17 protein-coding genes and 1 pseudogene are annotated in these 21944 nt (G+C 73.5%); 9 read left to right on the top strand and 9 right to left on the bottom strand.

Going from position 1 to position 21944, the window contains the following annotated elements:
• Positions 1–6: 6 nt before the first annotated feature.
• The 6 genes and pseudogenes from ASG49_RS19285 to ASG49_RS07915 form a co-directional block, all read right to left on the bottom strand.
• Positions 7–192 (bottom strand): annotated as a pseudogene (locus ASG49_RS19285) (FAD-binding oxidoreductase); the annotation flags it as partial.
• Positions 189–1148 (bottom strand): helix-turn-helix domain-containing protein, encoded by a 960-nt coding sequence (locus ASG49_RS19470; RefSeq protein WP_255355099.1) that lies wholly within the window; start codon positions 1146–1148, stop codon positions 189–191. The gene ASG49_RS19470 and the pseudogene ASG49_RS19285, both read right to left, overlap by 4 nt.
• Positions 1145–1837, bottom strand: a complete 693-nt coding sequence (locus tag ASG49_RS07900) for an ANTAR domain-containing protein (protein ID WP_082533853.1) — start codon at positions 1835–1837, stop codon at positions 1145–1147. Before ASG49_RS07900 ends, ASG49_RS19470 begins: the two co-directional genes overlap by 4 nt.
• Positions 1838–2000: 163 nt before the next feature.
• A complete protein-coding gene (locus ASG49_RS07905; RefSeq protein WP_056539260.1) occupies positions 2001–3062 on the bottom strand; it encodes a hybrid-cluster NAD(P)-dependent oxidoreductase in 1062 nt (353 codons plus the stop codon).
• A complete protein-coding gene (locus ASG49_RS07910) occupies positions 3059–4348 on the bottom strand; it encodes an SRPBCC family protein (protein WP_056539265.1) in 1290 nt (429 codons plus the stop codon). The genes ASG49_RS07905 and ASG49_RS07910 overlap by 4 nt, the downstream gene beginning before the upstream one ends.
• A gap of 22 nt (positions 4349–4370) precedes the next feature.
• Positions 4371–6407 (bottom strand): FAD-dependent oxidoreductase, encoded by a 2037-nt coding sequence (locus tag ASG49_RS07915; RefSeq protein WP_056539268.1) that lies wholly within the window; start codon positions 6405–6407, stop codon positions 4371–4373.
• A 73-nt stretch (positions 6408–6480) separates the two neighbouring features.
• On the opposite strand from ASG49_RS07915, the gene ASG49_RS07920 reads away from it, so the two are divergent.
• On the top strand, positions 6481–7383 hold the full coding sequence (locus ASG49_RS07920) for a LysR family transcriptional regulator (protein ID WP_056539271.1): 903 nt from the start codon (positions 6481–6483) through the stop codon (positions 7381–7383).
• A gap of 105 nt (positions 7384–7488) precedes the next feature.
• On the top strand, positions 7489–8307 hold the full coding sequence (locus tag ASG49_RS07925) for a bifunctional 2-polyprenyl-6-hydroxyphenol methylase/3-demethylubiquinol 3-O-methyltransferase UbiG (RefSeq protein ID WP_056539274.1): 819 nt from the start codon (positions 7489–7491) through the stop codon (positions 8305–8307).
• 29 nt (positions 8308–8336) lie between these two features.
• Here ASG49_RS07925 and ASG49_RS07930 read toward each other — a convergent pair whose 3' ends face one another.
• Together ASG49_RS07930 and ASG49_RS07935 are read right to left on the bottom strand one after the other, a co-directional pair.
• The gene (locus tag ASG49_RS07930) at positions 8337–8654 is read right to left on the bottom strand and encodes a multidrug efflux SMR transporter (protein WP_056539277.1); all 318 of its coding nucleotides are present in this window, start codon (positions 8652–8654) and stop codon (positions 8337–8339) included.
• Entirely contained in the window at positions 8651–8995 is a 345-nt protein-coding gene (locus ASG49_RS07935; RefSeq protein ID WP_056539280.1) for a multidrug efflux SMR transporter, read from the bottom strand. The genes ASG49_RS07930 and ASG49_RS07935 overlap by 4 nt, the downstream gene beginning before the upstream one ends.
• 175 nt (positions 8996–9170) lie before the next feature.
• On the opposite strand from ASG49_RS07935, the gene ASG49_RS07940 reads away from it, so the two are divergent.
• Genes ASG49_RS07940 through ASG49_RS07950 form a run of 3 tightly spaced genes read left to right on the top strand, consistent with a single transcriptional unit; the run spans position 9171 to position 11483 of the window.
• Complete coding sequence (locus ASG49_RS07940) at positions 9171–9935, top strand: ABC transporter ATP-binding protein (protein WP_056539283.1); 765 nt, start codon at positions 9171–9173, stop codon at positions 9933–9935.
• Positions 9932–10693 (top strand): ABC transporter permease, encoded by a 762-nt coding sequence (locus tag ASG49_RS07945; RefSeq protein WP_056539286.1) that lies wholly within the window; start codon positions 9932–9934, stop codon positions 10691–10693. Before ASG49_RS07940 ends, ASG49_RS07945 begins: the two co-directional genes overlap by 4 nt.
• Positions 10694–10700: 7 nt before the next feature.
• Entirely contained in the window at positions 10701–11483 is a 783-nt protein-coding gene (locus ASG49_RS07950) for a MerR family transcriptional regulator (RefSeq protein WP_056539289.1), read from the top strand.
• 59 nt (positions 11484–11542) lie between these two features.
• Here ASG49_RS07950 and ASG49_RS07955 read toward each other — a convergent pair whose 3' ends face one another.
• Positions 11543–12652 (bottom strand): patatin-like phospholipase family protein, encoded by a 1110-nt coding sequence (locus ASG49_RS07955; RefSeq protein WP_056539292.1) that lies wholly within the window; start codon positions 12650–12652, stop codon positions 11543–11545.
• Between the two features lie 136 nt (positions 12653–12788).
• Here ASG49_RS07955 and ASG49_RS19070 point away from each other — a divergent pair, with 136 nt between their 5' ends.
• From ASG49_RS19070 to ASG49_RS07975, 4 genes are read left to right on the top strand one after another with little or no spacing between them, the layout of a single operon-like run.
• On the top strand, positions 12789–15149 hold the full coding sequence (locus ASG49_RS19070; RefSeq protein WP_056539294.1) for a hypothetical protein: 2361 nt from the start codon (positions 12789–12791) through the stop codon (positions 15147–15149).
• On the top strand, positions 15146–17410 hold the full coding sequence (locus ASG49_RS07965; RefSeq protein WP_156384213.1) for a hypothetical protein: 2265 nt from the start codon (positions 15146–15148) through the stop codon (positions 17408–17410). The genes ASG49_RS19070 and ASG49_RS07965 overlap by 4 nt, the downstream gene beginning before the upstream one ends.
• Positions 17411–17470: 60 nt before the next feature.
• Positions 17471–19657 (top strand): hypothetical protein, encoded by a 2187-nt coding sequence (locus ASG49_RS07970; RefSeq protein ID WP_056539300.1) that lies wholly within the window; start codon positions 17471–17473, stop codon positions 19655–19657.
• 8 nt (positions 19658–19665) lie between these two features.
• Positions 19666–21930, top strand: coding sequence for a hypothetical protein (locus ASG49_RS07975; protein WP_056539303.1), 2265 nt, complete (start codon positions 19666–19668; stop codon positions 21928–21930).
• Positions 21931–21944 lie beyond the last annotated feature (14 nt).

The raw sequence follows: 21944 nt of genomic DNA on the forward strand, positions 1-21944 counted from the left end.
GGTGATGGTGCCGCCCGCCGCGAGCACCGCGTCGCTGGCCGCGGCCTCGGCGGCGAACCACCGACCCGGCGGGTCCTCGCCCTGGCGCGCCGCGACGGTGAAGTGGAGCGAGCACCCGGTCCCGTAGACGTGGGAGACGTGGCACAGCACGAGCGTGCCCTCCCCCAGGTCGTCCGTCAGCGCCGCGGTCACGGTCGAGTCCCTGACCCCGGGCCGACCTCGTGAGGTGAGAGGCCGTCGCGCCCGGTCGGGCGCGGAGGCTCGGCCTGCAGCGCCGCGGCCGCCCCCCGCGCAGCCAGGGCCACCCCCGCGGCGCGTGACTCGGTGCCTCGCCTGGTGCGGTCGGCGGCGACGCTCGCGGTGAGGAGCAGCTCACGGGCCGCGCGGGCCACCTCGTCGGCGTAGAGCACCTCCGCGGCCGCCGTCGTGCGCGCCGTGCGGGCCGCGGCGTCGGCCACCGCGGCCGCCACCACCACCGCGGCGCGCGCCACGTCGCGGGTCGTCGTGTCGGCCGCGCTCCGCGCCTGTGCGGCGAGGGCCGCCAGCCGCTCCCCGTCGACGTCCTCGCCGGCGGCGACCCGGGCGTCGAGGGCCGCCCCGGCCGCGGCCGCGACCTGCGAGGCGGCGACGTCGGCCCGGACCCTGACCCGGGTGGCGGTGCGGGCCGCGTCGCGGGCGAGGGTCCGGGCCGCCGTCTCGGCGGCGAACGCCCGGGCCCCGGCGGCCTTCGCGGCGGCGGAGGCCGCCCGCTCGGCGGCGTCGAGCGCCTCGGCCCGAAGCTGCTCGACGGCGAGGGCGGCGTCGTGGGCCTCGACCTCGAGGGCGACAGCCACGGCCTCGGCCACGACGGCCGCGGCCAGCGACTCGGCGGAGGCCCGAGGGACCGAGGTCGCGGCGTGCTCCTCCCGGGCGTGGTCGAGGCGCTCGTAGGCACCGGCTCGGATCGCCACGACGTCGGAGCTGCGGAACCGGTGGTGCCCGCCCGGCGTACGGATCGAGGCGAGCTTGACGGCCCGCACCCACCGGGCGACGGTCCTGCGGTCGACGTGGAGCAGGTCGGCCACCGCGCCGGGGGTCAGGAGCTGCTCGCCGGGCTGGTCGAGCCCCGTCCCCACACCACGGCGACCGGGCGCTCCGGTGGGGTTCACGCCGACCTCGCCCGACGGTCGGCGTCGTCGACCAGGTCGGCCGCGACCGCGCGGACCTTGGTGTTGCCGTGCGACGACGTCCGCCACAAGAAGGCCTGCGCCGCCTGCTCGGAGAGCACGTAGCGCTCCATCAGGATGCCGATGGCCTGCCCGATCAGCTGTCGGGTCGCCACGGCCTGGTTGAGCGACTCGACGTGGCGCGCCGTGCCCAGGGCCAGCGCGGCGTGGGTGGCGAAGAAGGCCGCGACGGCGACGTCCTCCTCGCTGATGTCGTCGCTGGTGGTGGAGTAGAGGTTGAGGCCCCCGATGGTGCCGTGGTCGTCGAGGTGGAGCCGCACCCCCAGCTGCGAGCGCAGCCCGAGCGCCAGCGCTCCGGGCAGGTAGTGGGGCCAGCGCTCGTCGCCGGCGATGCGCGGCGCGGGGACGACGTCGTCGCCGTCCATGCTCGCCACGCACGGGCCCTCGGCCAGCGAGTACTGCAGGTCGTCGAGCTCGAGCACCAGTGCGCTCGTGGAGGCGCGCGTGACGATCCGCCCGTCCTTCTCCACGGTGGAGACCCCGATGTGGTCGAAGGTGGGAAGCGCCTCGACGGCGCTGCGCACGATCACCTCGAGGGTGTCGTCGACCGTGGCCGGACGGTGCATCTGCTGGGCGGCGTGAGCGATGGCGCGGGCCATGGTGGTGTCCACGAGGGACCCCGTCTCTGATCGTCGTGCCTCACGAAGGGGCGGGGACACAGAGAGGCGTTCGCGGACGAGGCCCTGCGATCCGTCCCGAGGGACCCGGATCGGGAACCCTCGGTACTGCTCCGAGCCTACGCGCACCCGGCTGGCGCAGCGCGGAGCGCGGGTCTCAGGCGTCCAGGACGAGGTCCTCGCAGGGCGTCGAGCAGCACAGCAGGGCCTGACCCTGGGCGACCTCGCGCGGCCGGATGCCGCCCTGGTGCTCCATCTCGACGCGTCCGGCCAGCACCAGGGTCTTGCAGGTGCCGCAGACCCCCTCCTGGCACGAGGACGGCAGCGTGATGCCGGCGGCCGCGGCGGCCATGAGCACCGGGGTGTCCTCGGCGCACCGGAAGGACCGCCCGCTGCGGCGCAGCTTCACGGCGTACGACGTGCCGGTGCCGGCCCCGACGACGGTCGACGGCGCCTCGGGGCCGGCCAGGGAGAAGGACTCCTCGTGGCACCGCTCGGGCGCGGCGCCGGCCTCGGCGAGCAGGTCGCGCACGGCCGCCATGTAGGGCGCCGGGCCGCAGGTGAAGACCTCGCGCTCGGCGAGGTCGGGGGCCGCGTCGCGCAGCTGCTGCAGGGTGACGCGGCCGCGCGGACCGGTCCACGTCTCGTCCGCGGCGTCGGTCTCGCACACCACGACGACCCGGACCGAGGGGTGCTCGGCCTCGATGGTGCGCAGCTCGTCGCGGAAGACGATGTCGGCCGGGGTCCGCGCGTGGTGGACGAGGACGACGTCGACGTCCGCCCGGTCCTCGTGGACGGTGCGCAGCATCGACATCAGCGGCGTGATGCCGCTCCCCGCCGAGAGGAACAGGTAGCGCGCGGCGGGGTGGTGGGTGGTGCTGAAGCTCCCCAGCGGCCCGTCGGCGACCACGGTGTCGCCCGCCCGCAGGTGGTCGTGCAGCCAGTTCGACACCGGCCCGCCCGGCACCCGCTTGACGGTGATCGTGAGCTCCTCGGGGCGCCGCGGGCTGGAGGAGATCGTGTAGCAGCGGCTGACCGGCTCCCCGGCCACCGGCACGGTCAGCGTGAGGTGCTGGCCCGGCTCGAAGTCGTACGCCGCGGGCACGGCGGGCCGCAGCACGAAGCTGCGGACGTCGTGGGTGACGTCGACGACGCCGGTGCACAGCAGGGAGCCGGCGAGGCCGGACCCGGTCTCGGGACGGGCGATGGTGGCGGTCATCGGGCCAGGTGCTCCTTCACGCGGTCGAGGTACCAGGTGGTGAACGCGTCGACCTGGTACTCGCTGGCGGCGTACGGGCCGGGGAGGTAGGCCGGGCTGCTGACGCCCTGCTGGGCACGGGCGCAGAAGACGCTGTCCTGCTCGTTGGTCTCGCGCCACACGTGGGTGAGGTGGTCGACGTCGTAGTCGACGCCCTCCTCGGCGTCCTCGTGCACCAGCCAGGTGGTCCGCACCAACGTCCGTTCGGCCGAGAGCGGCAGCACGCTGAAGGTCACGGCGTGGTCGGCGAGGAAGTGGAACCACGCGTTGGGCTGGGTGTGCAGCGAGAGCCGCCCCAGTCGCGGGCTGTCGAGGTCGCCGAGCAGGCGGCCGCTCGCCGAGCGTCCGTCGAGGGTGTAGGACTCGCCGGCGCCGTCGAGCGCCTCGCGCTGCACCCGGAAGGCCGAGACGCGGTCCTGGAGGTCCTCGACCGCGCGGTAGGGCATCCCGCGCTCCTCGCAGGCCCGCTCGAGCTCGGCCTCGGCGCGGAGGTAGCGCTCGTGGGCGGGTCGCAGCCGGGCGGGGATCGCGTCCTCGGCGTACCCGTAGGTGGGGAAGAAGGTGCAGATCAGCTCGGGGTGCCCGCCCTCGCAGTGGTAGCACTCGCGGTTGTTCTCCATCACCAGCTTCCAGTTGGCCTCCTCGACCAGGTCGACCTGGGCGGCGACCTTGGTGCGGTGGAGCTGGTGCGGCAGGAGGTACGGCGCGACCACGGCGGCGACCTCCTCGAAGTCGGCCGGCGCCTCCGGGGCGAGGCAGACGAACACCAGCCCGGCGACGACCCGGAGGTGGACCGGCCGGAGCCCGAAGCAGCTCTTGTCGAAGCCGGCCGGCTGGTCGCCCGCGTGCAGCAGGGAGCCGTCGGCGGCATAGGTCCAGCGGTGGTAGCCGCACACGATGTTGCCGACCGAGCCCGCGCGCTCGGCCAGGATGCGCGCGCCGCGGTGGCGGCAGACGTTGTGGAAGGCCCGCACCACCTCGTCGTCGTCGCGGACCAGGATCACCGACCAGGTGCCCACCTCGACGGTGAGGAAGTCGCCGGGCTCCCGCAGCTCGGCCTCCGTGGCCACGAACAGCCAGGTATGGGCAAGCACGCCCGCGACGTCGGCGGCGAAGACGTCGGGGCTGGTGTAGAACGGCGACTCGAGCGGCCGGCCGGGCTCGCGACGGGCCACCAGAGCGGCCAGGTCGACCTGGCTGATCCGGTCGACCTGGTCGGGCCTCGTGCTCGGTGCGGTCGTGGTCATCGGGTGCTCCTCTCGGTGGGTCTCAGACGGCCGAGCAGAGCCGCAGCGCGTCGTAGACCGCGGCGTGGATGTTGCGGCTGGTGACGGCGTCACCGATGCGGAACAGCTGGAAGGTGCCGGCCGCGTCGGGCGCGACCGGCTGCGGGCGCACGCCCAGCAGGGCGGGGTGGTCGACGGCCCCGCGGTTGCTCGAGAGCGGCACCAGCTCGTGGTAGAGCTCGTCGTTGGGCAGCGTGCCGTGCTCGACGACGACGTGGTCGACGTGGCGCTCTACGACGAGGTCGGTGTAGCCGCTGCCGAGCCGCGCGACGAGCCCGCCCCCCTCCCGTCGTACGCCGACCAGCCGGCGCGCGAGGGTGAGGGTGACGTCGTGCTCGGCGAAGGCCCGGAGGTAGGCCGGGGAGTTCATGCTGCCGACGTCGGGGGCCAGCATCCGCTCGGGCGTGACCAGCTCGACGAGGGCACCCCGCGCCGCCAGCAGCTCGGTCGCGTCGAGGGCCGGCTCGGCGCCGTGGTCGTCGTAGACCAGCACCCGGCCCTGCGGGTGGACCGCGCCGGACATCACGTCCCAGGTGTCCAGGACGAGGTGCTCGCCCTCGCCGCCGAACGTCGGGTCGGGCAGGCCGCCGGTGGCCACCACGACGACGTCCGGCTCCTCGGCCAGGACCGTCGCGACGTCGGCCCAGGTGCCGCAGCGCAGGTCGACGCCGTGGTGCTTGGCCTCGGAGACGCGCCAGTCCACGATGCCGATCAGGTCGCGCCGTCGGACCGAGGCCGAGGCGAGCCGCACCTGCCCGCCCGGGTGGTCCGCGGCCTCCAGCAGCACCACCTGGTGGCCCCGCTCGCCCAGCACGCGCGCCGCCTCGAGCCCGGCCGGACCGGCGCCGACCACGACCGCCCGCCGACGCCGGGGCGCCGCCGGCTGCACGTGCAGCAGCGTCTGCTCCCGTCCGGTGGCCGCGTTGTGGATGCACGTGGCCTCGCCGGACCGGTAGATCGCGTCCAGGCAGTAGTTGGCGCCGACGCAGGGCCGGATCCGGTCCTCCTCGCCGGCCGCGACCTTGGCGACCAGGTGGGGGTCGGCCATCTGCGGGCGGGTCATGCCCACCAGGTCGAGCAGCCCCTCGCGGATCGCGTGGCGGGCGGTGGCGACGTCGGAGATCCGCGAGGCGTGCATCACCGGGACGCTGGTGGCCCGGCGGATCTCGCCGGCGAAGTCGAGGAAGGGGGCGCTCGGGGTGCCCATCGAGGGGATCACCCGGGCCAGGGTCGCGTCGCTGCCGATGCTCCCGCGGATCACGCTGAGGAAGTCGACGCCGTCGCCGACGTACAGGCCCAGGGCGCGGAGCGCCTCCTCGCGCCCGAGCCCGTCGGCCGAGTCCTCGTCCATCGACATCCGCAGCCCGACCACGAAGTCCGGCCCGACCGCCGCGCGCACGGCCTGCACGACGCGCCGCGGGAATGCCGTCCGCTCCTCGAAGCCACCGCCGAACGGGTCCTGGTCACGGTTGGTGGCCGGCGAGTGGAAGGCGTCGAAGAGGTGGCCGTAGGACTGCAGCTCGATGCCGTCGAGCCCCGCGTCCCGGCAGCGCTGCGCGGCGCTCGCGTAGTCGGCGACGATCCGGTCGAGGTCCCACGCCTCGGCGACCTTGGGGACGCTGCGGTGGGCGGGCTCGCGCAGCGGCGAGGGGTGGACCAGGGGCAGCCAGTCCCCCGTGAAGTTGCTGGTGCGCCGACCCAGGTGGGTGACCTGGCACATCACGGCGGCACCGGCCTCGTGGACGTCGTCGGCGAGGCGCCGCAGCCACGGCACGATCTCGTCGCGGTAGAGCAGCAGGTTGCCGAACGCCGGCGGGCTGTCCGGCGAGACCACCGCCGACCCACCGATCATGGTCAGGCCGACCCCGCCGACGGCCTTCTCGTGGTGGTAGAGGCGGTAGCGGTCCTTGGGCATCCCGTCCTCGGCGTACGCCGGTTCGTGGGAGGTGCTGACCACGCGGTTGCGCAGCGTCACGTGCTTGAGCCGGAACGGCTGGAGCAGCGGGTCGTGGGACGGCACGCTGCCAGTCTGCGAGCCGACCGGGGTCGGCGACCAGGCCGGGAAACTGCACCGGTTCGTGCACAATCCCTGCATGATCGATCGCCGGCTGCAGGTGCTCCGGATGGTAGCCGCCTGCGGCACCGTCACCGGCGCCGCGGAGGCGCTGCACTACACCCCCTCGGCGGTCTCCCAGCAGCTGCGGTCGCTGAGCCGCGACCTCGGGGTGGAGCTCGTGGTCCAGGACGGGCGCCGGATCCGGCTCACCCCGGCCGCCCGGGTCCTGGTGGAGCGGTCCGACGACCTGTTCACGGCCTGGGAGGAGGTCCGCGGCGACGTCGGCGCCGCGGACACCGGCGGCGTCGGCACGCTCCGGCTGTGCGGGTTCTCCACCGCGGCGTCGTCGCTGCTGCCGCAGGTGGCCCTGGCCGTCCGCGCCGCCCGCCCCCGCAGCCGGGTGCGCATCATCGAGGCCGACCCCGAGGAGTGCTTCGACCTGCTGCTGGCCGACGAGGCCGACGTGGCGGTGGTGGTGGCCACCGCCGGCGTCCCGGCCAGCACCGACCCGCGCTTCGAGCAGCACCACCTGCTCGAGGACCCCCTCGACCTGCTCGTGGCCACGACGCACCGGCTCGCCGGCGAGGAGTCCGTCCACCTCGGCGACCTGGCGCAGGAGACCTGGATCATGGACCGGCCCGGCCGGCCCTACCACCAGCTGCTGCAGGCCGCCTGCGTCGCGGCCGGCTTCTCCCCTGCCGCCGCCCACGTCGCCACCGAGTGGGACACCGGCGCGGCCCTGGTCGCCGCCGGGCTCGGGGTCTCCCTCGTCCCGCGCCTGGCCCACCTGCCGGCCGACCACGCCGTGGTCCGGATCCCGCTGCGCGGCGCCCCGGCGCCCTCGCGCCACATCCTCACCGGGGTGCGCCGCGGCAGCTCGCGGCAGCCGCTGATCGCGCTCGCGCTCGCCGAGCTGGCCGCACGCGCCCGGGCGCGCTAGGCGGAGCCGGGCTACCCCGCCTGGGCCGGGGCGAGACGGGGACTTCCGTCCCGGGTCGGCGGGGCGCAGGATCGTGGGGCCCACCCCGCCAGATCGGCTCCCCAGATGACGACCACGTCGCCCACCCTCCGAGACCGCCTGTCGGTCGGTCGCGCCCGGCTGGCCAGGACCGTGGCGACCTGGGGCCCGGCCCAGTCGCCGGCCCGGCGGGCGGCCGACGCCGCGTCGTACTGGAGCCGGGAGCGTGACCATCACTGGCGCAGCAACTCCCACTTCCGCGGCTCCCCCGCCTTCGCCGACGACCAGGACCTGTGGCGGCGCGTGGGGACCGAGCACCTCGAGATCGTGCGGACCGCCGCACGCGCCTGCGGGTGGACGTGGTCCTCGCCCCGCGTCGTGGACTGGGGCTGCGGCGGCGGCGCCAACGCCGTGGCCGTCGCCCCGCACGCGGGCGAGCTGGTGCTCGTCGACCTGTCGGCGCGGACGCTGGAGGAGTGCGCCCGCCAGGTGGCGGCGGTCAGCGAGGTCCCCGTGGTCCGCGTCGAGGTCCCGGTGGACCACCCGGAGGCTGCCCTCGACCGCATCGGGCGGTGCGACCTGTTCCTGTGCTTCTACGTCCTCGAGCTCGTGCCCAGCGCCGAGCACGGGGCCAGGATCCTGCAGGTGGCCGCCCGGGCCCTGGCCCCCGGCGGGATGGCGGTGGTCCAGTTCAAGTACGACGACGGGACCCCCGCCGCGGCACCGTTCCGCCGCGGCTACGTGCGCCACCTGGCCAACATGACCACCTACGCGATCCCCGACTTCTGGCAGCTCGCCGTCGACGCCGGGCTGGGGCCCCGCGTGCTGACGCTCGTGCCCGCCAACGACCTCGACCGGCGCTACGGCTACCTCGCGATGACCGGGCCCGCGACGGACCCGGCCTGACGCCTGGCCCCAGGAGGTCGACGCACCGCCTACAGCCGGAGCGCCACCACCCCGAGGAGGACGCAGAGCACCCCGCCGACCTGCACCCGGTTCATCCGGTCCCCGAACAGCGCGGCACCCGTGAGCACGGCGAGCGCGACCCCTGCGCCGGTCCACAGCCCGTACGCCACCGCCAGCGTCATCCCCCGGGCCAGCGCCACGGACACGCACCCGATCGAGGCCACCGTGGCGGCCAGCGCGAGCGCCGTCCACCCGACCCGGGTGAATCCGCCCGAGAGCCGGAGCGCGACCACGCTGGCCCACTGGGTCGCGACCGCCAGGGCGAGCCACCCCCACGCGCCGCTCACCCGGCCACCGCACCTGGGCGCCACTGCAGGGCCACCACGCCGACGACGAGCAGCACCATGCCCACGACGCCCGGACCCGACAGCGGCTCGTGGAACAGGGCGAGGCTCGCCAGCGTGGCGCACGCGAGCCCCACCCCGGTGAGCGTGGAGTACCCCACGCCCAGCGGCAGCCCCGCGGACAGGGCCCGCGCGAAGACGAACATCGAGGTGCCGTACGCCGCCACGACCGCCACCGTCCACGCCGGGTGCGCGAACCCGTCGGACGCCCGCAGGCACAACGTCCCGGTCACCTCGAGCGCGATGGCGACGGCCAGCAGCAGGGAGGGCCGGCGCGGGAGCATGCTGGACGGTAGCGCTAGCTGCTCGGCCGGGTCCCGAGGTAGTGCTTGCGGCACCCGGGCACCCGCTGTGGCGGGCCGCCCAGGGGGTCCGGCGACGACCCACCACCGCGGACAGCCGCGGCCGATGAGCGCCGCGCTTGACCTTGACCCGACGTCAGGGTCCCAGACTGCCGCCATGACCACGACACCCGCAGTCCGGACCGTCGGACTGACCAAGTCCTACGCCGACCTCGCCGTCCTGCGAGGCGTCGACCTGAGCGTGCCGGCGGGCTCGATCTGCGCGCTCCTGGGACGCAACGGGGCAGGCAAGACGACCCTTGTCCGCATCCTCTCGACCCTCCTCCAGCCCGACGGCGGCACGGCCACGGTCGCCGGCCACGACGTCGTGACCGCCCCCGGTCGGGTGCGGGAGCGCATCAGCCTCACCGGTCAGTTCGCGGCCGTCGACGACGTCCTCACCGGCCGCGAGAACCTGGTCCTGGTGGCCCGGCTGCGGCGCGTCGCGGCTCCCACCCGGGTGGCCGACGACCTCCTGGACCGGTTCTCCCTCACTGAGGCGGGGCGCCGGCGGGCGGCGACGTACTCCGGGGGGATGCGCCGCCGGCTCGACCTCGCCATGAGTCTCGTCGCCGACCCGCCGGTGGTGTTCCTCGACGAGCCCACCACCGGCCTCGACCCCCAGGGCCGCCACGAGGTCTGGGCGGCCGTCCGTGACCTCGCGCGGGGCGGCACGACCGTGCTGCTCACGACCCAGCACCTGGAGGAGGCCGAACGCCTCGCCGACCGGGTCGCCGTGCTGCACGAGGGCCGCGTCGTCGTCGACGGGACGCTGGCCGAGGTGCAGGCGCTGGCCCCGCCGACCACGGTCGAGCAGGTCCCGCGACCACCCTCGCTCGAGGACGTCTTCCTCGGCCTCACCGGCGCGCAGGAGTCACGGTGACCACCTTCGTCCGCGCCACCGCAGCGCTCACAGGACGCTCCCTCACCCACGTCCGGCGCAGCCCCGACACCATCATCACCACCGCCCTGACCCCGGTCGCGATGATGCTGCTCTTCGTCTACGTCTTCGGCAGCGCGATCCAGACCCCCTCACCCGGAAGGTACGTCGACTACCTGCTCCCGGGCATCCTGCTCATGACGGTCGCCTCGAGCATCGCCTACACCGCCTACCGTCTGTTCATGGACGTCGACGGCGGGATCTTCGAGCGGTTCCGCTCCCTGCCGATCGCCCGCTCCGCACTGCTGTGGAGCCACGTGCTCACCTCGGTCGTGGCCACCTCCGTCGCTCTGGCGCTCGTCGTGCTGGTGGCCGTGGTCATGGGGTTCCGCTCCGGAGCGGGCCCCCTGGCGTGGCTCGCCGTCGCCGGCATCCTGCTGCTGTTCACCCTCGCGCTGACCTGGCTGGCCCTGGTCCCCGGTCTCCTGGCGACCTCCGCCGACGCGGTCAGCGGGTTCGCGTTCCCGTTGATCTTCCTGCCCTTCGTCAGCTCGGCGTTCGTCCCGACGGACGGCATGCCGACCCCGGTGCGGTGGTTCGCCGAGCACCAGCCGGTCACCCCGATCGTGGAGGCCATGCGCAGCCTGTACGCCGAGCAGCCCGCCGGGTCCGACCTGACCCTCGCCGTCACCTGGTGCCTGGGGCTGCTGCTGGTGGCCTACCTGCTGGCCATGCGCACCTACCGACGCAGGTTCGGCTGAGGTCGACGTGCTGAGCATCGGCCAGCTCGCGGCGTACGCCGGGGTCACCATCCGCACCGTGCGGCACTACCACGCCACCGGGTTGCTTCCCGAGCCCGAGCGCGACCACTCCGGCTACCGGCGCTACGACGCCGGCGCCGTCGTGGAGTTGATCCGCATCCGCACCCTGGCCGACGCCGGCGTCCCGCTGGCCCAGGTGCAGGAGCTGCTGGCGGCCGACGACGACGCGTTCGCCGCGGCGGTCGCGGAGGTCGACCGCCGGCTGCGCGCGGAGATCCGCGAGCACCAGCGGCACCGGGAACGGATCAAGCAGCTGGCCGCCGGGGAGAGCCTCGCGCTCCCGCCCGGGGCCGTGGCCTACCTGGGGCGGCTGCGCGAGCTCGGCGTCTCCGAACGCATGGTCCGCGGCGAGCGCGACGCGTGGATCGTCGTCGCCGCCCGGCTCCCCGAACGCATGGACGCCTTCATCGCCAGCAAGCAGGCGCAGATCGACGACGCGTCCATCGCCGCGTTCTACCGCGACCTCGACGACGTGCTCGACTGGCAGCCGGGCGACCCGCGGCTCCCCGGGCTGGCCGACCAGCTCGTCGCCCAGCTCGACGCCCAGCTCGACGCGATCGCCGTCGACGGACACGGTGCGTCCACCGACGACGGCATGCCCGACGACCTCGCCGCACTCTTGGACTCCATGTTCTTCGACCAGGTCCCCATCGCCCGCGAGCTGGTCGCCCTCCTCGAGCAGCGTGGCTGGACCGGCTGGACCAAGAATCGACGCACCGACCCTCGCTAGGGGTCCGACGCGACGTACGGCCCAGCACCGCCGATCCCGTCACCTCAGCAGCCACGCCGTCATGGCGACAGCGGGCGCCCGGGGTACGGCAGCGATTCCGGTCGAGGTCCAGCGATCGCCATGTGGCTGCGGAGGCCGGCGTCGCAGATGGCGTAGCCCCAGTTGACGAGCAGCTCCTGCCGGTCCTCGGCCATGGCGTCGAGCCGGGTCGGGACGGCGGCCAGCTCGGCCGTCCTCGCCTCGTCGCACTCGAACGGATCGCTGACGGGGTAGTCGGCGACCCGGCTGCGGATGCCGACGTACGCCCCCGCCCGCTCGCCGCTGCGGTAGGCCTCGATCACCTCGCGCTTGCGCAGCGACCGCACCTGGTTGTCGATCACACCCAGCACCCTGACCAGGTGCCGGCCCCAGTCCGAGGCGGGCGTCGCATCGGGTGCGAACCGGCCACCGGCGTCACTGACGAGCACGGTGTGGTGCCGCTTCACCGCCTCCAGGCCCAGGTTGTCGTAGACGCCTCCGTCGCTCAGCGAGATCCGGCCGCGGTACGCCTCTGTGGCCAGGTCGTTGCCCTCGTCGTCGACCCAGTCCGCGTCCCGCAGGTCCAGCACGGCCGGTGAGAGGAAGGGCGGGAACGCCGAGTAGGCCGCGACGGCGGCAGCCAGGCCGACCCGCGGCGAGAGCACCCGTCCCACCCGGTAGTCGGCGAGGTAGCGCTTGCTGAAGCGCATCAGGGCTCCGGACTCCACGTTGGTCGCGTTGATCACGAACCTCGGCTCGTCAGGAAGGTCCTGGAGGGTCGCGTCGCCGAACAGGTGCCGTCGGTACGCGTCGACGACGCGCTCCGGCGCGGTGTCCCACGGAGACAGCGACCCGCCCAGGACCGAGGCGACGTCGATGTCCTGCCGGGCCAGTCGACGCACCGGCTCGACCACGTGCTCGACGAGACCCGACGCGTGCCCGGTCTCGTCGAACGCGAGGTCCCCCCACCGTGCGGCCAGGGCACCGGCGGTGACCGATCCACCGGAGACGCTGGAGACCGTGGTCAGCCGACCGAGCAGGCGCGCGTCGTTCAGCCTCCAGAGCACGCCGAGGTGGAACACCATCGCGCGGTAGCCGCCGCCCGAGAGGCAGAGCGCCACCCCGTCGTCCTCGTCCCCGGGTGTCGTCATGGAGTCCTCCCTCGGCGCGTCGGAGGACCGCCCCTCCCAGGATCACCCTGGCGCCGCAGAGCACAACAGCGGTCTAGGCCGCTGTCCGCGGACCGGTCTTAGCATGGAGGCCTGATTACGGACCCGGGGGTTCCGCATGGCCGAAGACGTCTTCGGCGACCTGGACCGCGGCCGCCGAGCAGCCCGGGCACGGGTGCTCGAGTCGGGCGCGACCACCGCCGCCCGATCCGGTGAGCAACGCCTCGCCTCGCGCGCCTTCGTGGGCCTGGAGGTGCTGCAGCACCTCGGGCCGTGGGTGCTGACGGCCCCGCCCGCACCCGTGGAGCGTGCGTCGGTCACCGTGCCGATCAGTCCCACGGGGCGCTTCGTCGACACGGTGACCTACGAGGACGCGGCCGACCCGACCCGCCGGTCCTGGCTCCCCCGCTACCGGCTCCGCACGACGTCGGACGACCACTACGAGATCGGCCACGAGCTCGTGGACGGGGTGTGGCTGGTCCGCCTCGGCTTCGAGACCTACCCCGCCGAGGAGGTCGCGGCCGAGGCCGCGACGGCCTCCGTCCTCCCGCACCAGCTGACGATGGTGGTGACGAGCGGGTCGAGCGTCGTACGCACCTACCCGGTGGGCGGGCTGGAGACCGACGAGCGGGGGTGGACGCTGACCCTGCGGCTGACCCTCGAGGAGCGCGACGCCCTGCTACGGGCGTTCACGAGCGACGACGAGCGGGCCTCTGTCGAGGTCAGGCGCGAGGTCACCGTCGCGGCGCCGGTGGTGCCGGCACCCCGGGCCGACGACGGCCCCATGGTGGGACCGTTCCTGCCGGGGAACCGCGAGGTGTCGGTCCTGCTGCCCGTGATCGACCCGCACGTCCTGCTGGGGCCGATCTTCGTGCCGATCGAGCACGTGGAGCCCCCGGTGGACCCGGTCGAGCCCGAGCCCGAGCCGGATCCCCTCGTCCGGGGTCCCCTGGTGGACACCGTGGTTCCCCAGGTCGAGCTGCTGCGCTTCGCCAGCCCCCTCGCGGACGTGCAGATGATGCGGCTGCAGGCCAGCCCCGAGCTGATGGCGGTGCAGCCCCGGACGCGCGTCCGCGACGTCGGGCGCCTGCACGGCCGGCGGCGCGACCGGGCGTTCGACCCGTTCGGCGAGCAGGTCGACGTCGTGGTCGCGACACCCTTCCCGTCCGTGCCGCCCCCACCGCCGCAGCTCTTCGCGACCACGACGACGACGCTCGCCCACCCGGTCCCCCTGCGCTTCGACGTCGCCACGCACCCCTACCTGTTCCCCAGCGGCCGCGCGGCGGAGGCAGCCGCGGAGTACCGGCTCGTGACGCTGCCGTGGGCGGGGGACGGACCCGGTGGGAGGCAGCACGTCTACTGCCAGGACCTCGCGCGCCCCGACCTGTTCCTCTACCTGCCCGACGTGTTCCTGCTCGGCACCCTGGCGCAGCCTCCCCACGGACCCGAGCTCGTGTTCAGCGTCGGCCGCGACGAGGCCGACCCCACCCGGTCGATCGCCGTGATGAGCGCCCACGCCGTGCCCCAGACCTCGCTGGCACGGCTCGCGGACGCCCGCGAGCAGCTCGCCGCGCACGTGCCGATCAGGTCGGGGGTGCGCGAGCGACCCCACCTCGAACCCATGCTGGTCGCCGCCCACGGCCACCTGCAGCTGCCCGGCGGCACCGAGGTCGACGACGACGACCTCGACCTGGTCAACGGCTGGTGGATCGCCGAGAGCTTCGACTACGACGCGCTCCAGGAGGCGTACGCCGTGCTCTCCACCACCGACGCCGCCAGTGCCCTGCTGCGGGGGCACGTCTCCGTGCAGGCCGACGACCAGCAGGTGTCCATCCCCCTGGAGGTGCGGCTGGACCGACCGGCGACCCCTGCCCTGACCTGGACCACCGCTCGTGGTGGACCCGGGACCGTGACGGTCGCGCTCCGCAACGTCGGGCCCGACCCCGTCGTCGTCCCGTCGGCCTCGGGCTGGCTGAGCCGCGGCGAGGAGGCCGTGCGCGCGACGGTCGACGACCCGGGCTGGCCGGTGACCCTGGCTCCCGGCGGCGGCCTCGACCTCGTCCTCCGGGCCGACGACCCCCCGGGCGCCGGCCCGGACGACCCGACGGCCACGCCGGCGCTCGACCTCACCGCCACCCGCGTGGTGGTCACGCCCGAGAGTGCCGTCGAGCGCACCCTGGACCGGCGGGTCGCGCGGCTCCCCCGCGGCGTACGCGTCATGACCGTCCTGGACACCCTCACGCACCGCGACCTGACCGCCGTGGCGCTCGAGTTCGAGGACGCCGAACCGGTCACCATCGACGCCACCCACCTGAGCGTGGACGTCCTGGTGCCGGTCCCCCTGGTGGACCTCCTGCTCCGCCGCAGTGCAGGGACCTACCGGTTCCGGCAGACCCTGTTCCCCCGTCAGGGCGACCCCGTCAGCGACGAGACCTGGCGCTCGACGGACCGCGGGCTGCTGGCGGTGCCCCTGTCATGAGCATGCGCGGACACCCGGACTGGGGCCGGCCGACACGGGTCGGCGACACCCCGGGCTGGGCCGCGTTCGAGGAGCCCGGCGTGGTGCTCGTCCCGTACGCCGCCGTCACCGCCGCCCCCGTGCTGCCCACCGCCGGGGTCACCGTCGACCTGTTCACCCAGGACCGGCACGACGCGGGCATCGTGGCCTTCGGCCTGGTGACCGCCGGCTTCGCGCTCCACCACCGCGTCCCCGGCGAGGTCGGGGACCTCCGTGCGCGGCTCGCGCCGTCGGGCCGGGGACTGGTGGCCCTCACGGCGCCGGCCGACCTGCACCTCGCCGAGGAGCGACTCACCACCGAGGAGTTCCTGCCCGCCAGCGGCCGCACCCTCACCACCACGCTCCGCCTGGGCGGGGTCGAGGCCGAGATCCTGGTGGCCGCCCTGCAGCGCGACCTGCAGGCCCTGGGGGCCGTGGTCTGGATCGAGGTGCCAGGCGTCGCCGAGCGTGCGCCGGGCACCCTGACGGTCGACGTCCCTCGCTTCCTCGTCGACGTGCGCGCTGCCCGGCCCGACGGGGTGCTGACGCGCGACGAGGTCGCCGCGCTCGTCGAGGGGGGTTCGCCCGCCGTCCGGCTCACGACCACGTCCGACGCGACCGACGCGGCCGCCGCACGTGCCCTCACCGGGGCCGTGGTCGACCGGATCGTGGGTCTGCTCGGGACCTTCGTGCCGCCACCCGACCCGGGCACCGCGGGCGCGTGGGCGTTCCCCCAGCCGGGAGCGGAGTCGACCTCGACCTTCGACCTGGCGCGCCCCCTCCTCGCACCACGCTCGGTCCGCCTCGCCACCGACCCCGTGATCGACGGCACCGCCACCGGCACGGCCGCCGTCGACGTACGCCGGCACGACGCGACCGGTCTGCCCGACGGCCGCCACCGCGTCGTCGTCCGTGCCACCGTGCCCGACTCCCCGGTCGGCGTGCTCGACGTCGGGGTGGACCTGCTCGCGGCCCCCCGGCCCCCGGACCGGCCCTTCTCGGTCCAGGCCGGGGTGCGCCTGGCCGACGTCTGGGCGTCCCCGACACGGACGGCCGAGGTGGAGCTCGCGCTCGGTCCCACCGAGCCCCTGGCCTACACGCTGCGCGCCACCAGCCTGCTGCCCACCACGTCCGGCCTGGTCCCGGTCGAGGGGCCGCCCCGCTCCGTCGTGGACGACAGCTCCCCCGTCGTGACCCCCGACGACCTGGCGCTGCGGTTCCTCCCGGTCCAGGCGACGGCGTCGCTGCTCGACCGCGCCGAGGTCGCGGTCACCCTCACCGCCGACGGCGCCGACGGGGCGACGTACGAGGCGACGGCACGTCTCGACGCCGCGGGCAGCGTTCCCCACCTGGCGCTCCCCACCTCGGCGGCCGCGCCCACCCTGGTGGCCGTCGCGGTGGACCACACGACGCGACGTGGGACGCAGCCGCTGTCCCTGCCCCTCGGCGGAGTCCTCCTCGACCTTTTCAGCTTCCCCGACGCGCCGTGGTCCGACGGCGCGGGAGCCACTCGCCCACCGGAGCCCACCATGACCTCCTTCGACACGGCCGGTCTGCGGCTGACCCCACGGAGCGCGACCGCGTGGGAGTTCGCGCCCCTCACCGCCGGGGTCGCGCGCACCGCGGAGGGAACGCCGCAGCTCACGGTGCTGAGCGCCGGCGGGCAGGGCCACCTCGCCGTCACGACCACCCTGCTCGCGAGCGACCACCAGCTCACCGAGGCACGGGACGCCCTGGCCTCCCGCCTCGGCGGTCCCGATCCGGCGCCGACCCTGGCCCCCGCGGACGTCGCCGCCCGCAGCGTCTCGCTGCAGCTGCGGGGCTCCGACGGCACGTGGACGGACCTGGCCGCGGGTCGTCCCTCGGGCACCTTCCTGCAGGAGTGCACCTTCTCAGTGGCCCTCGACGCCCACCAGCTGGAGGCCGTACGCCGCGCCACCAGCGGTGAGCAGGACCTGCTGCGCGTGACCTACGCCCTGCTCGGCCGAGGCGGCACCGCCACGTCGACGTCGGGCGGCACCACCTCGACGACGAGCTCCTCCACCACCACGTCTAGCACCACGTCCAGCACCACCTCCACGGTGACGACGACCCGGTCCTCCTCGGGGTCGCCGCCGGCCACCAGCACGACCGCACACCACGACGAGGAGTCCACGACGGCCGCGACCACGGCCGCCCACCCCGAGACCGCCTGGACGGTCACCAGCGACGCGTCGTCGTGGGACGCCGGGCCACCCGCCTGACCCCACCCCGCGCCGACCTCGGGAGTCGCACGACACCACCCTCCACAGGAGGCACGGCCCATGCTCAAGCTCGACAACGTCCGCATCATCAACGAGCACCAGGTGCACGGTGACGACACCAGCCCGGCGACGTTCTACATCCTCCCCCGGTTCCCACGGCTGGCGCGGCTGGAGAACGGCGGGCTGGGTCTGCGCTTCGTGGAGTACAGCGCCCTGCGCGAGGAGGGCGGCAACGTCTTCGGCGGGTTCGTCGCCTTCGACGTCGACCTCGCGATACCGCAACCCACCCTGGACGCCGTCACGGCAGCGCTCGACGACGAACTCGCACGGCAGTTCCCGGGAGGCCAGCCGCCGAAGGCCCAGCTCGCCCCCGTCCCCTGGTTGGGCGGCGCGGTCAAGCTGCTGCTGAGCCAGAACGACACGGTGGTCGAGAAGGTGTCGGGTGCCGCAACCCCCTCGTTGGCAGGGAACAACGTGGCCTGCTTCCTGATGGAGCTCAGCCAGCTGGGGACCACCATCTTCAAGGACACGCTCAGCACGGGGACCTCCTCCGGCATCCAGGTCGTCTACGACCTCGACTACTACTGCCGGCTGCCCGAGATGCACGCCACCGGCACCTGGAACGCCTCGGAGTTCTACTCCTTCTTCCAGGACGTCAACACCGAGGACAACTTCTGGAGCGAGGACAGCTACACCGAGGTCGTCTCCAGCTCCCGCTACAAGTCCGACGTCACCAAGACCGAGTTCTCCTTCGTCGCCGACCCCAACATCCCCCCGGAGCAGCAGGCCGACTTCGAGACCACGATCCGCAACACGATCAACACCCAGCTCGCGGAGGCGGTCAAGCGCAACCTGATGCAGGCCATCACCGACGTCGACCCGAACGTCAAGAACCTCAACGAGGACCAGGACATCGAGGACATCCGCCGCTCGGTCAACAAGACCCAGATCGCCAACGTCTCGGTCGAGTGGCGCGAGGCCAAGGCCGTGGTCATGGACGTCCACCCCCAGGGCTCCCTCCCCACGGTCACCAGCCTGAAGGACGCCGACGGCAACGCACTGAAGTGGGAGGACTACTACTCCAAGATCAGCGTCGACGAGTTCCTCAAGTCGATCCTGGTCAACGTCCGGGTCAACGCCGACTTCGACGACCTCCCGATCCACAGCGTCGAGGTGAAGTGCCGCTACGACCACGGCCCGGGCGCCAAGTCGGTCGAGAAGACCTTCACCCAGGCCGACGAGGTCCAGAAGATCGAGTTCCTGGCCCACCAGGGCAACCGCAAGTACGTCCGCTCCTACCAGGTGAACTTCGACAACTCCGCGTTCGTGCTGCAGAGCCCCGAGGAGGAGGTCGACGACAACGAGCTGACCATCAACGTCGACGACCTCGGTGTCCTCGGCCTGGACGTCGTCAACGGCGACATCAACTTCGAGCAGGTCGCCCGCGCCCACGTGCGGGTCCGGTACGCCGGGGACGGTGCCGCACCGATCGAGAAGTTCCTCAACCTCACCGCCACCGAGGGCGAGTTCAAGATCCGTGACGTGATCCAGGGCCGGCGCACGGCCCCGGTGACCTACCAGACGACGTACACGATGAAGGGCGACGGCCGCGAGATCACCGTGCCCGAGGAGACCCAGGACGCCAAGGTCATCGCGATCAACGACCCGTTCCGCGGCCTGCGCACGATCACCTTCCGCGCACTCGGTGACCTGGCGAACGCGATCTCCAGCATCAGCATCCAGGCGACCTGGAACGAGCCGACCAACGCCTACCGGCAGGAGACGGCCGTCGCCCTCAGCAGCGCCATGCCGTTCTCGGAGTGGAAGTTCCCCACGATCGACGAGCGCGACGGCACGCTGGCCTACACCGCCACGATCACCAAGTCCGACGGCAGCAGCAAGTCCGTCGAGGAGTCCGACGTCAGGGGCACCCTGATCACCGTCGGTGAGCTCGTCGAGGCCTTCCTGGAGGTCGACGTGGTGCCCGACCTGGTCGACTGGACCCAGGTCAAGCTGGTCAACGTCTCGCTGCGCTACGACGACAACGCGGGCGACGTGCACGAGGCCGAGGAGCTGCTGTTCCGGCCGGGGGACCCCACGAAGTCGTGGCGGGTCCCCATCGCGGACGAGACGGTGACCGGCTACACCTCCCGGACGACGTACTTCCTGACGGCCGGCGGCCGCCGCGAGGTGGGCCCCACCGAGGAGACCGCGCTGTCGCTGTTTCTCGAGCTCCCGAGCGCCTGAGGCTCGGCATGCTCCTCCTCGACGCCCGCTCCGCCTTCATCGACGGGATCTCGGTCTTCCCCGACCACCACGACCCCGAGCAGTGGTACTACCTCCCGAGCACGCCCCACCTGACCGTCACCCGGGACGGGTCGGGACGCGAGATCCCGTCGTTCCTGCTGCTCGCGCTGATCGGGGAGGACACGCCCGGCGGGCTGCTCAGCTTCGACTGCAACATCGGCCTGACCCAGCGCGAGATCGACTCGCTGGCACAGAAGATCGGCAACGCCGAGGGCCTCGCGAACACCCCTCGCCTGGCGCCGGTCCCGCTCGTCGACGGCACGGTGCGGCTGGTGCTCCTCGGCACCCAGACGGGCATGCCGGCCGGCGAGCCGGCCGCCGCGTCACCGTTCGTGGAGTCGGTGATCCACCACGCCAAGCCCTCGTTGTACGGCGAGAACCAGGCGGCGTTCTCCGCGATGCTCACTCCCCAGGGGTACGCCGCGGTCCGCGGGTCGCTCGACGGGGCGATCATGCCGGTGGCAGTCGTCTACTCCCTGGACTTCCTGGGTCTGCGCCCGGCGTACAGCATCACCCTCGCGGTCGACTGGGACCGGGTGCAAAAGCACCTCGACGAGAGCTTCTCGGCCAAGGTGCTGGTCCTCAGCACCGAGATCTCCCGGGCCGTCGACGAGCTGGTCGAGAGCAAGGCCATCACGCTCACCGCGGACACCTTCGTCACCGAGGACACCGAGGGCGTGATCGACCGGCGGGACGCGGCGCTGGCGCAGGTGCGGGCGATGATCACCGACACCTTCTTCCAGTCCAGCCTGCCGCCGTGGACCCCGGAGAAGCCCTCGGACTGGGAGAAGGCGCTGCGCCTGGGCAGCGAGCTGGCCACCCAGCACGCCCAGGCCGGTGCCACCGGCGGCGCCACGTCGACGATGAGCTTCGGCTACAAGCGCACCGACGTGACCCGGATCGACAAGAAGCGGCTCGACGTCAACTTCTCCGAGCGCACGACGGTGCAGCGCACCATCAACCCGCAGGGCCACCTGGCCGGGCTCGTCTCGACGATCGGCAGCTCCCCCGAGCTGCTCGACCTGCTGGTGCGCGACGTGCCCGTCGACCTCGACAAGTTCGAGCGCCGCACGCTGAGTGCCGTCTACCAGCCGGCCCTGGGGGCCGAGGTGATCGGGAGCCTCAACGTCCGCGCCAGCTACGACGGCGTCCCGCGCAACCAGATCCTGACCGCAGCGCCCTGGCGGGCGGACTTCGACTGGCAGAGCAGGATCGTGGACGGGCGGATGGTCCGCGACGTCGACGTCTCCTACGAGGTCCACTTCAAGGACGCCGACACCACCGAGCGACCCGGCAGGCTGGCCTCGGGCGTGACGCCGACCACCGACGACCAGGTGCAGCTCATGCCAGAGGACGACGTCTTCGCGATCCGGCCGGTGACGGTGGTCGCCGAGAACCTGCCCTGGGACCGGTACCCCTCGGTCGAGGTCCACCTGCGGCACCGGGACGAGGCGCACGGCATCGACGAGCAGCACCTCGTGCGGCTGACCGCGGACCACGTCGACGCGGTCTGGTCGATGTTCGTGGTCGACCGGGCCGACACGGCGTACGAGGTGCGCACCGTGATGCGCGCAGCGGACAACAACGACGTCGACTCCGGGTGGCGCCGCACCGACGACCAGCAGGTGACCGTGCGGAACCCGTTCCGGGCACGGGTCCTCGAGGTGGTCCCCCACCTCAGCTGGGACGAGGTCCAGGACGTCTTCGTCGACGTGCGCTACGAGGACCCCGCGAACGACGTCCTCGTCGAGGACGCCCTGCACCTCACCGCGGGGGCCGCCACACCGCGGTTCGTGGTCGACCTGCGCGACCCGACCCTGACCGCCATCGAGTTCACCGTGACCTTCGTCTTCAAGAACGGCACGTCCAAGCAGCTGCCCCCGTCGACCACGCACGAGCGCAGGATCATGGTCAGCCCGGCGATGCGTGCCCACCGGGTGGTCGACGTCGTGGCGCCCGCCGACTGGGTGGCCCGGTCGGTGCGCGGCGTCCAGGTGGAGGCGCGGTTCGAGGACTTCCTCGAGAACCTGACCTTCAGCGGGCGCTACGACCTCGACGGGCCCGACGCACGGGCGAGGTTCGAGTACGACTACGCCGACGAGGCCAGGCGCCGCTACGAGTACCGCTACACGGTCGTGTTCACCAACGGCCTGACCCGCGCCGTCGACTGGACCGCGTCCGACGTCCCCCGGCTGACCCCCGCCCTCGGCTGACCCGCACCGCACCG

It is taken from the genome of Marmoricola sp. Leaf446, from assembly GCF_001424755.1.
Lineage (GTDB): Bacteria > Actinomycetota > Actinomycetes > Propionibacteriales > Nocardioidaceae > Marmoricola.